At 39.0% G+C, this 13,996-nt stretch carries 14 protein-coding genes; 2 read left to right on the forward strand and 12 right to left on the reverse strand.

All coding sequences use genetic code 11. The annotated features are described in order from the left end of the window. Positions 1 to 103: 103 nt before the first annotated feature. The 12 genes from J2786_RS18355 to J2786_RS18410 all read right to left on the reverse strand — a co-directional run bounded on the left by J2786_RS18355 (position 104) and on the right by J2786_RS18410 (position 11,069). The gene (locus J2786_RS18355) at positions 104 to 2,350 is read right to left on the reverse strand and encodes a TonB-dependent receptor (protein WP_047433928.1); all 2,247 of its coding nucleotides are present in this window, start codon (positions 2,348 to 2,350) and stop codon (positions 104 to 106) included. Positions 2,351 to 2,525: 175 nt separating this feature from the next. After that, the gene (locus J2786_RS18360; RefSeq protein ID WP_047433929.1) at positions 2,526 to 3,410 is read right to left on the reverse strand and encodes an urea transporter; all 885 of its coding nucleotides are present in this window, start codon (positions 3,408 to 3,410) and stop codon (positions 2,526 to 2,528) included. Between the two features lie 234 nt (positions 3,411 to 3,644). Next, positions 3,645 to 4,346, reverse strand: a complete 702-nt coding sequence (locus J2786_RS18365) for a membrane protein (RefSeq protein WP_047421274.1) — start codon at positions 4,344 to 4,346, stop codon at positions 3,645 to 3,647. A 137-nt stretch (positions 4,347 to 4,483) separates the two neighbouring features. Further along, positions 4,484 to 5,272: an urease accessory protein UreD gene (locus tag J2786_RS18370; RefSeq protein WP_047433931.1), complete on the reverse strand. Its 789-nt coding sequence runs from the start codon at positions 5,270 to 5,272 to the stop codon at positions 4,484 to 4,486. After that, on the reverse strand, positions 5,273 to 5,911 hold the full coding sequence (ureG, locus tag J2786_RS18375) for an urease accessory protein UreG (protein WP_047433933.1): 639 nt from the start codon (positions 5,909 to 5,911) through the stop codon (positions 5,273 to 5,275). Between the two features lie 282 nt (positions 5,912 to 6,193). Further along, entirely contained in the window at positions 6,194 to 6,892 is a 699-nt protein-coding gene (locus J2786_RS18380; protein ID WP_047433934.1) for an urease accessory protein UreF, read from the reverse strand. Further along, a complete protein-coding gene (gene ureE, locus J2786_RS18385) occupies positions 6,885 to 7,394 on the reverse strand; it encodes an urease accessory protein UreE (protein ID WP_047433936.1) in 510 nt (169 codons plus the stop codon). The genes J2786_RS18380 and ureE overlap by 8 nt, the downstream gene beginning before the upstream one ends. After that, complete coding sequence (locus tag J2786_RS18390) at positions 7,384 to 8,031, reverse strand: hypothetical protein (RefSeq protein WP_047433937.1); 648 nt, start codon at positions 8,029 to 8,031, stop codon at positions 7,384 to 7,386. The genes ureE and J2786_RS18390 overlap by 11 nt, the downstream gene beginning before the upstream one ends. A 111-nt stretch (positions 8,032 to 8,142) precedes the next feature. Continuing rightward, on the reverse strand, positions 8,143 to 9,864 hold the full coding sequence (ureC, locus tag J2786_RS18395) for an urease subunit alpha (RefSeq protein WP_047433939.1): 1,722 nt from the start codon (positions 9,862 to 9,864) through the stop codon (positions 8,143 to 8,145). A gap of 1 nt (position 9,865) precedes the next feature. After that, entirely contained in the window at positions 9,866 to 10,234 is a 369-nt protein-coding gene (gene ureB, locus J2786_RS18400; RefSeq protein ID WP_047433940.1) for an urease subunit beta, read from the reverse strand. Between the two features lie 11 nt (positions 10,235 to 10,245). Beyond that, positions 10,246 to 10,548: an urease subunit gamma gene (gene ureA, locus J2786_RS18405; protein ID WP_034697260.1), complete on the reverse strand. Its 303-nt coding sequence runs from the start codon at positions 10,546 to 10,548 to the stop codon at positions 10,246 to 10,248. 155 nt (positions 10,549 to 10,703) lie between these two features. After that, positions 10,704 to 11,069, reverse strand: coding sequence for a hypothetical protein (locus tag J2786_RS18410; protein ID WP_047433942.1), 366 nt, complete (start codon positions 11,067 to 11,069; stop codon positions 10,704 to 10,706). Between the two features lie 407 nt (positions 11,070 to 11,476). Here J2786_RS18410 and pruA point away from each other — a divergent pair, with 407 nt between their 5' ends. Then, the gene (gene pruA / locus J2786_RS18415; RefSeq protein ID WP_047433943.1) at positions 11,477 to 13,102 is read left to right on the forward strand and encodes an L-glutamate gamma-semialdehyde dehydrogenase; all 1,626 of its coding nucleotides are present in this window, start codon (positions 11,477 to 11,479) and stop codon (positions 13,100 to 13,102) included. Positions 13,103 to 13,484: 382 nt separating this feature from the next. Then, complete coding sequence (locus tag J2786_RS18420) at positions 13,485 to 13,706, forward strand: hypothetical protein (RefSeq protein ID WP_047433946.1); 222 nt, start codon at positions 13,485 to 13,487, stop codon at positions 13,704 to 13,706. Positions 13,707 to 13,996 lie beyond the last annotated feature (290 nt).

Genomic DNA, 13,996 nt, shown 5'->3' on the forward strand with positions numbered 1-13,996 from the left:
TCAGCAGAGAAGGTAAAAGGGCAAAAAAGCAAGAGAATAAAAACCCCGAAACCCGGAACTCACATCTTCACTCTCAAACCCTCAAACTCTACCACTCTCTCATTTAGAACTTATAATACACTCCTACTCTCACTCCGAAAGGACTTCCCGGGGTATACGTAAGATCTGTAATGGGCTCCGCTTCTCCTTTTAGCTGTGTTTCCGTGGCAAACTGGGCTTCATTCCATTTTACGTTGAAAAGGTTGTTCAACTGAACATTTGCTCCCCATTTCTGACGGTTATAGGAAAGCATAAGATCATTGACAAAGTAAGCTTTGGTTCTGATGCTGTTATCCTCTACCGCTGGTCTTGCACCCAGATATCTGTACTGTAGTCCTAAAGAAAAACCATTCAGGAAATCCCAGTTTACAGATCCTGTGCTGGTAACTACCGGAGCCAGCGGAACGTAATCCTGTCCTTTTTCTTCTTCTGTAAATCTGGCGTGGGAATAGTTGATATCCGCATTCAGATAAAAGTTTTCCAACGGCTGGAAGCGAACTCCAAGATCAGCCCCAAAACGCCTTGATTTGCCTGAAGGCTCTACTACAGCATCATCACCTACATAGACAAATTCCTGCTGAAGATCCATATACCACAATGCCGGAGTAATAATCAAAGATTTGAACGGATGTAATCTCACCCCAAAATCTGCCCCTATAGAATACGGAAGGGTATTTTCATTTTTATTGGGAACAACTACTCTGAGGTCATTGGAGTGGAAGCCCATCCCTGTTTTCAGGAACCACATTACATTATCGTTCTGAGCGTAGGAGAAATTCAATTTTGGACTAAGCCTTGTTGCTTCTTTGGACTGTCCTGATGGTAGCTGTTCCGCATCCAGCAGATTATGCATATTGAAAATAAAATGATCCACTCTCAAGGCGGGGTTAATCGTCCATTTTCCAGTTTTCCATATCAATCCTGAATAAGCATGAAGATTGGTTTCCGTTCCTGTCACATCTGATAATTTATCAAGCAGCAGATCTCTGTGGTAAACGTGATTAAGCTGCAAAGTATTAATATCATCATTTCTTAATCCGATTCCTGAAGTCCAGTTTAAAGAGCTGCTGGCAAAGGAAAAAGTCTTTGTATATTTCACTTCCGCGCCGTAAATATTTCTTCCGTCGGTCTGCTGAATTTCATCTCCATGATCCTTATCTTTTAAATTAAAGGTAAAATCAGAATACAGATTAAAATTATATTTTGAATAGAAAGCCATGGCATCAATCTGCTCGGAAGGAGAAATAATGTGCTTAAAGTTCATCTGAAGGTTTGTTCTGGAAGTTTTACCACCTTCAGTAGGATCAATACTTCCCCATCTGCCAATAATTCCTTCATCTACAGCGCGCTCCGGAATCTGCCCGGAAGCATTCCATGAAGAATTGAATGTAGAGAACTGGATATTGAAATAGTCTTTATCCGTCAGCCATTGATTGTACTTCCCGAAAATATTGACTCTGTTAAAATTCTGTTTAACATCAAAAGGCCCGTCTGTATAGTTGTATTCTGCTGCTATATAGGCATTTTTCCTTCCAAGATCATCATGCAGAATATTGAACATCCCCAATACTCTTTTTGAATTGAATGAACCTCCTTCCAGTTTAATCATACTGTTTTTCAACCCATTGTAGGTCTGAAAATCTACATATCCGGCTGTATTAAAGTCTCCGCGGTCCATATAATAGGCCCCTTTTCCGAAGTCAATATTATTGACGGTTTCAGGAATTACAAAGTGTAAGTCAGAATATCCCTGTCCATGGGCATGAGATACAATATTCACGGGCATTCCGTCTACATTCACACTTACGTCGGTACCATGATCGGCATCGAATCCTCTTAAAAAAAGCTGTTCTGCTTTTCCACCTCCGGCATGTTGTGCAATAAACAGTCCCGGAACTTTTCTCAACAAATCCTGCGCTGAGTTGACCGGAAATTTGTTCAGATCTACTTTGGTGATAGCTGATAAAAACGAACTGTGATTGATGGCCACTTCAGAAATCTGAAAAGGTTTATGCTGTAAAAAAATAACTTTATTTTTATCATCATCATTGGTTACTACCCATTTTATCTCATCATATCCCTGACGGCTGATTACAAGGGTATCAGGAAGAGATTTTACAGGGACAGCAAACATACCATCTGCCGCTGTATGAGTATGGCTGTTTCCATGGTCATATTTTACCAAAGCATCTGCAATGGGAAATTTGTCATCTGCATCTTTTATCAGCAACTGTTTTTCTGCTTCCTGCGCCATCATTTTTCCACTGAATACCATAACCAGAAATACGGCTGCTATTTTTGTTATTTTCATTTTTTAGTTTAATTATATTTAAATTTTAGAAGTTAAAAACTAGAAGTTAGAGGAATATCAATAGTGAATTTTGCTTCGCAAGTAAATCGTCAATCATCGTGAAAAAAAACTTTAAACCTTGAACTGTATCAATCTCGAACCCTCAAACTCTCAAATCCTCCAACGCTCCAACTCTTTATTTTGTTTTAAGAAATACTTTTTGAATCAAAAGCGTAATCCATGTTCCCGCTACAAAGGGGAAAGTAAATACTCCGCCTACTATATCCAGACAATGGTTATCGATCAAAAGATCATCAATTGCGATGGTAATAAGAACTGCAATCAGTACCCACAAGCCATCTGTTTTTTTAACTCCGGAAAAGACAATGGCTGAAAGCACTGCATTGAATCCAAATAATCCCATGTGGATTTCTTTAATGGGCTCTCCATTTAACTGTGATAATCCAGCTCCCAGAATTGATGCAGCCAAACCATATAAAGCAGCTACCGGAGAACTGATGAAAACAGCAAGGAAGAAAATAATTCCTGAGAGTATTCCTCCCTGGAATATCACTTCACCAAAACCATTGGTACAGGTAAGAAAGTCATCATATTCTGTAGGCATCACTTCACTGCTTAACATTTCAGAGGGTGGAATATGAGTAAAATGATGCAGACCAAATACCAGGACCCAGGTAATAATGATAAAAGGAAAAGTAAATACCGGAATTTTCTTTTGGATAAAGAAATGCTGAATAACAGCAGCCAACGCTCCACCCAATACAATAAGAACCCAGATCAGTACTGTTGTCTGAAACAGGAATGCCAATGCTACTCCCACCAGTGCGGCACTGAACCCATAAAGACTGGCATTGATTTCAGATTTGTCATAATTAAGCTTCATTGCTGCAAAAGTTCCGGCAGCGGTTGAAAGCAATACTGCCACTCCACACTGCCAGCTTCCCATAAAAATTCCTATCAGAAAAAGAAGTCCGGTCCATCTGTTTTCCTGGAGCATAATCTGCCCGATTCCTTTTAAAATATTGTCTAAAAAAGGCAGTTTTTTGAAAAATTCGTCCATAGTTTTTTTAATTTATTAATAATGGGGTTGTTGTTTGTTGCTAGGTGCGAGTTTCGGGTTGCGAGGTGCGGGGATTAGATTAAGATAAAAAGATACGAGATTGACAGTTCATCATTTTTCAGCTTCAATTTTTTCTTCAACCTTAAAACTCTCAAACCCTTTTCCCCTCAAACTCTCCAGCCCGAATCCCGAATCCCGAAACACGAAACACGAAACCCGGAACCCAGAACTCATTTACCATCCAAGAAAGACCATTCCTACTCCGCAAACCGTTACTACCGCTCCGCTTACCACGCCCATATATCTTTCCAGTTTTTCGGTATTGAATAATGTTGAGTAACCATATCTCCCCAGAAGAACCATTCCAAGCATCGTCAAAACGGTTGTTGCTGTGAAAGAAGTGACCAGTACCGCAATTTCAGACATGGAATGTTTTACTCCTGAATAAAATAATAAGGGAATCAAAGGTTCGCTGGGTCCCATTACAAAAATCATGAACAGTACAAGCGGTGTTACTTTTATTCTTTTTTGAGGCATTACTACTTCGCTGTGATTATGTTCGTATACATACACATCGTCACCCATCACATCAAAATGCTTATGTGGCTTGTTTCTGATGGCCTGAATGAGACCGTATACCAGATAAACTCCTCCAAAGATCAGCAGTGCCCATCCTGAAAAATTTCCTCTGATATCCTGAAACCATGAGATTTTATTGAGCTGCCATCCCAGGAAAACTCCGATAAATCCTAAAATCAGGGAACTGAACACATGTCCGAATCCACAGACAACGGTTAAGATGGCTGTTTTCATTCCGCTCCATTTTTTGGATTTGGAAATCACGATGAAAGGCAGATAATGATCCGGCCCTGAGGCGGTATGTATGAAACTTATTGAAACGGCACTCAAAAGAAGTGCCCAAACTGTACTATCCATTTTCTATTTATCTATTGTTGTTCTCTATTAAGTTTTGGCTAAAGCCAGTGGAAGTGTATCTTTTAGTATTGCGGGCTAAAGCCCGCGTCTATTGAATATTTTCTCTGTGTACCTTAAATAAAGAATCATTTTAATTTTTATTCTAAAGACCACAGGATTTCCTGAATATGCAGGAAGAAGTTGTACATCAATTCTCCTCCATGTCCCAGCGCTCGTACTACAAAACCATTGTCATCCATTACAGAGACTCCTGCTTCCATCTGTTCATGGTGTTGTGTAGCGGCTTCAACAATCTCCTCTATCAATCCGTTTTTATCAACATTTTCTTTTGTACTGTAGAAGATCAGGGTTCCCTGATGGGTATATTGTTCCAGGTTACCGATACTGCTGATCGGAATCATATCAGGCTGAATGAGAACATTATCTTTTACAACCAGTTTATTGTTATGATAAATTTCCATTACATTCTGAAAACGTTTCAGTTTAAAAACTTCTCCATAATGTTTTCTTCCACATGTGATGATCTCACTGATGATAATCTGGCTGTTGTTCCCGATATGAATATTCGCTTTACTCTTAAAATTGGAATCTTCATGGGGAACTATCGGATGGGGAACGTAAGCAAAAGAGGTTTCATCTTCCATAGATACGTTAAGCTCCTGAAGTGCCTTGTCCTGCATGTTGAAAAGTCTTTGATAGGATTGCGACTGCAGCTGAAGTGCTGATCCTTTTTCAAGAGTAACATCCAGATGGTAGTGATCTCCATCCAGAATCCCCGGAGAAGAACTCATCACCATCTGATAGAGCTTTTTGTCGCTTTTCCGCTGTCCTACAGAAACTACTCTGAAAGGAAGTGAGACATAAAGATCTTTCACATAGGATTCTCCTCCCTTGAATCCTGCAATAATTTTTAAATGACTGTCCATTTATCTTACCAGATTCGGTTCTTCAATTTCTTCTAAAAGGGCATATTTTTTAATCCAGCCTATTACTTTATCCAGTCCTTCATCGGTTTTCAGGTTGGTGAATACGAAAGGATTTCCTTTTCTCATCCTTCTGGCATCAGTTTCCATTACTTCAAGGCTGGCACCTACGTGAGGGGCAAGGTCAATTTTGTTGATGATCAACAAGTCTGATCTTGTAATTCCAGGTCCTCCTTTTCTAGGGATTTTTTCACCTTCTGCTACGTCGATAATGAAAATGGTAACGTCCGCAAGATCGGGACTGAATGTTGCAGAAAGGTTATCGCCTCCACTTTCGATAAGCACCAGTTCAATTTCCGGAAAACGTGCTGCAAGCTCATCTACCGCTTCAAGGTTCATACTTGCATCTTCACGGATGGCGGTGTGCGGGCATCCTCCTGTTTCTACTCCGATAATTCTGTCATGGGGAAGAAGACTGTTTTTAGCCATAAATTCAGCGTCTTCTTTGGTATAAATATCATTCGTGATGACGCCAAGGTCGTAAGTCCCGAATAATTTTCTGCTTAAACGTTCTAATAATGCAGTTTTTCCTGAGCCTACAGGTCCTGCTACTCCTACTTTTATATATTTTCTGTTTTCCATTTTTTTTAATTTTATTTTTTTTTAACGCCATGGCGCTAAGTTTTTTTGATTTCGAATATTTTCGATCGCAAGGGCGTTTCACTCAGCAAAGAGCACCTTATTTCACGTATATTTTTTTTATTAATTGAGAATATTACAAGGGATGCAAAGGCATTTCATTCGGCTAAGAAGCACACTATTCACTCAGTTATAAGTTATTCATTTTCTTAACCTTACAATCTTCCTTTATCACCTTAACTTTCCTGACTTTTATCTTTTTACTTTTGTCTTTTTACTTTTGCCTTACGACATATAAAGTCTTGAATACAATCTTTCATGCTGCATACATCTGATATCAAAGGCGGTATTACAAAGTCCCACCATATCTCTGTCCAGTTCTATTGTTTCTAAAGCTGTTTTTTCCATTACAGGATATAATGAGAATAGAATATCCTGTCCATCCAGTTGTCCAAGAGGAACAAGCTTTACCGCATTGGTGATCATTCCGGCAACTGAGGTGTAATAGAACCCCAGAAGTGCTTCGTACAAAGGAATTTTCATTAAGTAAGCATACACTCCGAATACAATACAGTAGTGGGAATTAGCTTCTTTATGCTGAACTGCTTTTTCAAACGCCTCCATAAAAGGGAAACTTTCTCTTCTTTTGAAAATCTTGATCAGTCTGAGTCCTAATTTCTGACTAGCCTGGCGGATTTCCTTTGGACATTTTATTGCGTTGCACTCATTATCAAGAAGTAACAATGCCTGCAAATCTCCCTTTTCTGCTGCTTCATAAGCCAGTTTTACAAAAGCCCCGTCATTGAATTTAAGGTTGTACTGAAGCATATTCTGCACAAATTCTTTTGCGGTAGTTAAATTATGTACGATCCTTTCCTGCACATACGTTTCAAGTCCGTTGGAATGGGTGTAGCCTCCGATGGGAAGTGTAGGATCTGCAAGATGAAGCAGTCCTGACAGGAAGTTTATGTTGCTATTATTCATCTTTCGGGGCCGCCATTTTTAAGATTTTTGTGAAAATTGTTGATCCCAGACTTCCGTGCCCGTGAGGCTCAACATTAGATTTAAGAAGATTCAACAACTTCACAGATTGTTTTTCCGGTTTGAAACCGCTGGCTTCCAGCCATCTGAACATTGGCATTTCAAAAGGAAGCAATACTTGATCATTCTGAATGAAAAGCGGAACATGTTTATTTCCTATCTCATAACACACCGTACCCATTTCCAGCAGTGAGGTGGGTGACATTACGATAGCTTCCGTTTCCAGAACATTGATTACTATTATTTTTTCTGCATCCTCAAAAAGAATATCGCCTTCACGCAAGCGTTGCCCTTCTCTGAGAAATTTGATGGCCACATCAATTCCCTGTCTGGTTTTTTTACGCTGGATTCTTTTGGTGGTTTCAAACCATTCAAGATCAAGATAATCTATGGTTTTCCCGGTTGGATTTTCTGAGAGATTGCCTATGATTTGATTAATTATCATTGTTGGATTTTTTTCTAAAGTCTAAGTTTTTGGAGATCCCTACCCCGAATGTTGAACCACTGATTCCCGCTACATAGCTTTTCGTCCAGCCTTCTTCTTTGGTCTTGGTCTGAAGCATGGATAGTTCTGCAAATTTGAATTTCAGTGCCCAGCCTCCTCCTAATACTATTCCGATCAAAGGATAGGCACGAAGACGGAATCCGTTAAAGTTCTGCATCGCATCAGCAGCTGTTGAAAGTTGTTGTCCCCAAACATAGTGAGCGTCCACCTGTCCGATCAATACAAAATATTTCCCAAGCATTACGGACGGACTGTACCAGATACCTGCTTCATTCTGTTTGTAAACAACATTGTGATCAACTGTATTCTGTGAGTACGCATAATTGACTCCGATAAGATCATTATTATTGATGAAGTATCCCACGCCAAGCGGCGCACTTGATACCGTACTGCTGCTGCTTGACGGTGTTGTCATTTTAGAATAGTCTAATGAACCGTACACCATAAACTGTCCTTTGGGTCCGTCTTCATCACTTTTAAGCCTGTGTCCACCCAGAAACTGAGCATTCAGATTCCCTGACAGCATAGATACACCAGCTATAGCAAGAGAAAAAACTGTTTTATTTAAATATTTCATTCTACACTTAGTTCTATAATTGTTTTACAATATGATCTGATAATTTTTTTTGTTGTTAAATAAACCTAACAGGTTTTTGAAACCTGTTAGGTTTTATTCATAAAATTGATCTTAGAACAAGTAATACAACTGTGTTAAAGGAAGTGTTTCTGCCGGTTCACAGGTGATGTACTCACCGTCTACCGTTACTTTATAGTTTTCAGGATTCACTTCAATTAAAGGAGTCTTATCGTTATGGATAAGGTCTTTTTTGGAAATATTTCTACAGTTTTTTACCGGAAGGATCATTTTCTCCAATTTATAAGAAGCGATGGTTCCGTTGTCGATCGAGATCTGAGAAACAAAGTTTGCACAAGTACCAAACTTAGCTTTTCCATGGGCCCCGAACATATTTCTGTAAATAATAGGCTGCGGCGTTGGAATGGATGCATTCGGATCTCCCATTTTAGCAGCAATTACAAATCCTCCTTTTACAATCATTTCCGGTTTCACTCCAAATAATGCAGGTTTCCAGATCACCAAATCTGCCAGTTTTCCTTCTTCGAGAGATCCTACATATTCTGAAATACCATGTGCTATAGCCGGATTGATGGTATATTTAGCCACATATCTTTTTGCACGGTAGTTATCGTTTCCACTGTCTTTATCTTCAGCAAGATCACCTCTCTGCTCCTTCATTTTGCTTGCCGTCTGCCATGTTCTTGTGATCACTTCTCCCGGTCTTCCCATTGCCTGAGAGTCTGAACTCATGATACTGAAAACGCCCATATCGTGAAGTATATCTTCTGCGGCAATAGTTTCAGGACGGATACGTGAATCTGCGAATGCTACATCCTCAGGAATATTTTTGCTCAGATGGTGACAGACCATCAGCATGTCTAAGTGCTCATCGATTGTATTTACAGTATAAGGACGTGTAGGGTTTGTAGAAGCGGGTAACACATTTGGATACATCGCTGCTTTGATGATGTCCGGTGCGTGGCCTCCACCTGCCCCTTCTGTGTGGAAAGTGTGGATTACTCTTCCGTTGATGGCTCTCATTGTATCTTCAAGAAATCCTCCTTCATTCAGAGTATCGGTGTGGATAGCCACCTGAACGTCATATTTATCAGCTACTTTCAATGCAGCATCAATCGTTGCAGGAGTTGCTCCCCAGTCTTCATGAATTTTTACTCCTAAAGCTCCGGCTTCTACCTGTTCTTCAATAGGTTCTTCTGCTGAACAGTTCCCTTTCCCGAAGAAACCCAGGTTCATAGGATATTCTTCTGCCGCTTCAAGCATTTTCTGCATATTGAATTTTCCCGGAGTTACTGTTGTAGCATTGGTTCCGTCGTTGGGACCTGTTCCTCCACCGATCATAGTTGTAATTCCACTGTATAAAGAGGTTTCGATCTGTTGAGGACAGATGTAATGAATGTGTGTATCAATACCTCCGGCTGTTACGATATATCCTTTTCCACCGTGAACTTCAGTTGATGCTCCGATGATCATATTAGGAGATACACCATCCATTGTATCCGGATTTCCTGCTTTTCCGATTCCTACGATTTTTCCGTCTTTGATTCCGATATCTCCTTTTACAATTCCCCAGTGATCAATGATAACAGCTCCCGTGATACAAAGGTCCAGAACCCCTTCGTCTCTTTTAGCGGTAACATTCTGCCCCATACCGTCACGTACGGTTTTTCCCCCTCCGAAAACGGCTTCGTCACCGTAATGCGTGAAATCTTTTTCAATTTCAATAATAATTTCAGTGTCTCCCAGCCTGATTTTATCTCCGGCGGTAGGACCTAATATATTGGCGTATTGTTTTCTGTCTACGTGTAAGCTCATCTTAGTGATTTTTAAAGTTTAATTCTTCAACTTTTGCAAGGCTCGTTTTTTTCTGTTCTTCGGAATCTACCTGTCCGTCAACAAGATTATTGAAGCCCATTGCTTTTTTGGTTCCTCCTATTTCTACCAATTCCACTTCTTTTTCTTCTCCCGGTTCAAAACGTACTGCAGTACTTGCTACAATATTCAGTCTCTTTCCGAAAGCTTTTTCGCGGTCAAAACTCATTGCTTTATTAACTTCGAAAAAATGGAAGTGTGAACCTACCTGAATAGGGCGGTCTCCGGTATTGGTTACTTTTATTTTCACAGTTTCTCTGCCTTCATTGCAGATAATTGTTCCTTCTTTTACAAAAATTTCTCCTGGTATCATCATCAGTAGTATTAGCGGATTGGGTTGTGTACGGTTACCAGCTTAGTCCCATCAGGAAAAGTGGCTTCAATCTGAACATCATGGATCATTTCTGACACGCCTGGCATTACATCCTCTTTTGTAAGGAGATTAGCGCCTTCCTGCATCAGTTCGGCTACTTTTTTTCCATCTCTTGCACCCTCAAGTAAGAAGTGGCTGATGAGTGCTATGGATTCAGGGTAGTTTAATTTAAGGCCTCTTGCCTTTCTTTTCAGAGCGAGTTCGCCTGCCAGAAACAGCATAAGCTTTTCCGTTTCTCTCGGTGTTAAGTGCATAATATTTTTTATTTAAAATTGGACAAACAGTATCCTATTCACCTCTCCGTAAAGGCAAACCGATATGTTCAAAATGTAAAATGGGAATGATTCTTACAGGTCTGTATTGACATGAATACAAACCACAGCGGATCATTAAAAATTAAGAAAAGAGATTAGCACCCCGCTATCTGTAAGCAATGATACAGGATGTATCTTGGTGCTGTAATATAAATACGGTTTTGAACGGCCGCAACCCGTGTATTGTGAGAATACCCTGCAAAGAAATAATGAAGCCACTGCTGGGCAAGTACAGAGTAATCGAATTTCACTTTCTCCCAGTCATTGGAATCCTGCACGTCCTGCACATCTGAAAAACTATAGATTTCAGGCTGGGTCTGCTGATCAGATTTCTGCTGTAAAAGATGAATTTTTGAAAGGACATCAGAGTATGATTTAGCTTTTCCCTTATGTGCAAAAAGACCTGCACACAACGCTGAGAAAAATATCACAAAAGAGAAAAATAAGACTCTTTTTTTCATACCTGTTAATAATGGTGTAAAATTAGAACAATCTTATCCCTCCGGCTATCAAAAAAATTATTTAAAATGTTCAAAATCGCAACAAATGTGAATTTATATAATTTTAACTTTCTGTTATAAATCCCTTGTTTACAGCAATTAATGACTATTTTTAAACTATGACAAATATTTTATTGTCCCAATTCCTACAATTATAACAAATTGATGCATTTTTTTCTAAAGGTTAAAGAATAATCAAAACATAAGAAAATTTGATAAAATTAATCTTCAAAAAAAGCTGATATATCATCAGAAAACTCATTTTAGCGTTGATTTGACAAAAACAGATGGCATTTTTTCTTTCTTTATAATTATTGTAAATTTGTATACACATCTTATTTAATTTAATAAAATAATAAAAACGTAATATGTCAAAAGCAATTTCGCAAGTACCATTAGCGGTAAACGAGCCTGTAAACTCATACGAACCGGGATCTCCGGAAGTTAAAAGCCTTATCGACACTTATAAAAAAATGTGGGCTGAAAAGGTAGAAATCCCAATGATCATCAACGGAAAAGAAGTAAAGACTGAAACAAAAGTACAGCTTCAGTCTCCACAGGATCATGCTCATGATTTCGGGTTTTACTACCAGGGTGGTATGCAGCATGTGGATGACGCTATCAACGCGGCATTGGCAGCTAAAAAAGGATGGAATGAACTAGGCTGGGAGCAGCGTGCAGCAATTTTCTTAAAGGCAGCCGATCTTTTGGCTGGTCCTTACAGAGATGTAATTAATGCAGCAACAATGATCGGACAGTCTAAAAATGTACACCAGGCTGAAATTGATTCTGCTTGTGAGTTCATTGACTTCCTAAGATTTAATGTAGAGTTCATGACAGAAATGTATGCTGAGCAGCCGGTTTCTGACAATGGAATCTGGAACCGTGTTGAGTACAGACCATTGGAAGGATTCTGTTTTGCAGTAACTCCATTCAACTTTACAGCGATTTCAGGAAATCTTCCGACTTGTATGGCAATGTTAGGAAACGTTGTCGTTTGGAAGCCATCTGATAAGCAGGTATATTCTGCAAAAGTAATCATGGATGTATTAATCGAAGCGGGTCTTCCTGCAGGGGTAATCAATATGATCTTTACCGATGGTAAAGAAACTGCTGAAAAAGTACTGGCTCACAGAGATTTCGCAGGTCTTCACTTCACTGGTTCTACAAAAGTATTCCAGGGGATGTGGAAAATGATCGGTGATAATATCCACAACTACAGAACATATCCAAGAATTGTTGGAGAAACAGGAGGTAAAGACTTCGTTATTGCTCACCCTTCTGCTAACGTAGAAGCTGTAGCAACTGCATTGGTAAGAGGTGCTTTCGAATATCAGGGACAGAAATGTTCTGCTGCTTCAAGAGCTTATGTACCTAAATCTCTTTGGGCTGATGTGAAAAAAGTAATGGAGGCTCAGATGAGCACAATCAAAATCGGTTCCCCAGAAGATACTTCTAACTTTGTAAACGCTGTCATCGACAAGAATTCTTTCGAAAAATGTAAAGGATATATCGACAGAGCAAATGCTTCCGGTGAAGCTACTGTAGCTATCGGTGGAAAATATGACGATTCTAAAGGATGGTTCGTACACCCAACAGTAATTGAAACTACAAATCCTCACTACGAAAGTATGGTAGAAGAGATCTTCGGCCCGATCTTATCGATCTACGTATATGAAGATCAGGACTGGAAAGAAACTCTGAAACTTGTAGATTCTACTTCTCCTTATTCATTAACAGGTTCTGTATTCTCACAAGACCGTTATGCAATCAGTGAAGCTTACAAAGCTTTAGAAAATGCATCAGGTAATTTCTACATCAATGATAAACCAACAGGTGCTGTAGTAGGACAACAGCCTTTCGGTGGTGGTAGAGCTTCAGGAACAAATGATAAAGCAGGTTCTAAAATGAATCTTCTGAGATGGGTTTCTGTAAGAAGCGTAAAAGAAACTTTCGTTTCTCCTAAAAACTACAAATATCCATACCTTGGATAATTAATTAGTAATGAGTAACAGGCAATGGGTAATTGTTGTCTGTTCTTTACATACAGCCTCGGAATTTCGGTTTCGGGGCTTTTTTGTGGTGAGAGACGGGGTGCGAGGTGCGAGGTTCGGGATTCGGGTTTGAGAGTTTTAGGGTTATAGCGTTTTAAGAATATTAGAGTATGAGAGTATTTTTGGTAATAAAATATTTTTTTTGACTACATTAAACATTAAACTCGAATCCCGAATCTCGCATATCCCGTAGCTCGTATCCCGAAACCCGATATCTCCACTAACATCTTTTAACAAACTTTACCTATATTTTACGATTTTCAATGTCCTGTTAGGAATAATTATTGATTTTCTGTTATCATACACCCCAAAATAAAATAATATGAAAAAGTTATTGCTAACAGCTGTCGGAATAGGAATATTTGCAGTGAGCTGTGGAACCAAAGAATCGACAATGTCTACAAGTAGCCGGGATTCAGCAACAGTAGGTAATACACAGAAAAGTATACCACCTACTACTACTGATACAACGTCTACCAAAATGACGAATCCTGATACAATCAAGATAAAAAGGGATTCTATGGCAACGTCTCCTGTGAAATAGTAATGATAACATTCAATCTAAAAATGGAAAATCTGCAGATGAAAGCTCTGCAGATTTTTTTTATTGAGTTACCAGCAATATTGGAGTTATCATCAAGTTTTAGCTTTAAAGGACTATTATTTAGGTTTTGGCTAAAGCCAATGGGTAAGATTTATGGTTAGCTGGGTTAAAACCCAGCCCTATTGAATTTTAATGACAACATCTTTTATCTTTTATCTTTTATCTTTTATCTTTTATCTTTTATCTTTTATCTTTTATCTTTTATCTTTTATCTTTTATCTTTTATCTTT

Source organism: Chryseobacterium vietnamense, assembly GCF_031454475.1.
GTDB lineage: Bacteria > Bacteroidota > Bacteroidia > Flavobacteriales > Weeksellaceae > Chryseobacterium > Chryseobacterium vietnamense.

Excerpts from the sequence above, each read along its gene's own strand:
- J2786_RS18355 (WP_047433928.1), bottom strand. The coding sequence starts at position 2,350 with ATGAAAATAACAAAAATAGCAGCCGTATTTCTGGTTATGGTATTCAGT.
- J2786_RS18360 (WP_047433929.1), bottom strand. The coding sequence starts at position 3,410 with ATGGACGAATTTTTCAAAAAACTGCCTTTTTTAGACAATATTTTAAAA.
- J2786_RS18365 (WP_047421274.1), bottom strand. The coding sequence starts at position 4,346 with ATGGATAGTACAGTTTGGGCACTTCTTTTGAGTGCCGTTTCAATAAGT.
- J2786_RS18370 (WP_047433931.1), bottom strand. The coding sequence starts at position 5,272 with ATGGACAGTCATTTAAAAATTATTGCAGGATTCAAGGGAGGAGAATCC.
- ureG (WP_047433933.1), bottom strand. The coding sequence starts at position 5,911 with ATGGAAAACAGAAAATATATAAAAGTAGGAGTAGCAGGACCTGTAGGC.
- J2786_RS18380 (WP_047433934.1), bottom strand. The coding sequence starts at position 6,892 with ATGAATAATAGCAACATAAACTTCCTGTCAGGACTGCTTCATCTTGCA.
- ureE (WP_047433936.1), bottom strand. The coding sequence starts at position 7,394 with ATGATAATTAATCAAATCATAGGCAATCTCTCAGAAAATCCAACCGGG.
- J2786_RS18390 (WP_047433937.1), bottom strand. The coding sequence starts at position 8,031 with ATGAAATATTTAAATAAAACAGTTTTTTCTCTTGCTATAGCTGGTGTA.
- ureC (WP_047433939.1), bottom strand. The coding sequence starts at position 9,864 with ATGAGCTTACACGTAGACAGAAAACAATACGCCAATATATTAGGTCCT.
- ureB (WP_047433940.1), bottom strand. The coding sequence starts at position 10,234 with ATGATACCAGGAGAAATTTTTGTAAAAGAAGGAACAATTATCTGCAAT.
- ureA (WP_034697260.1), bottom strand. The coding sequence starts at position 10,548 with ATGCACTTAACACCGAGAGAAACGGAAAAGCTTATGCTGTTTCTGGCA.
- J2786_RS18410 (WP_047433942.1), bottom strand. The coding sequence starts at position 11,069 with ATGAAAAAAAGAGTCTTATTTTTCTCTTTTGTGATATTTTTCTCAGCG.
- pruA (WP_047433943.1), top strand. The coding sequence starts at position 11,477 with ATGTCAAAAGCAATTTCGCAAGTACCATTAGCGGTAAACGAGCCTGTA.
- J2786_RS18420 (WP_047433946.1), top strand. The coding sequence starts at position 13,485 with ATGAAAAAGTTATTGCTAACAGCTGTCGGAATAGGAATATTTGCAGTG.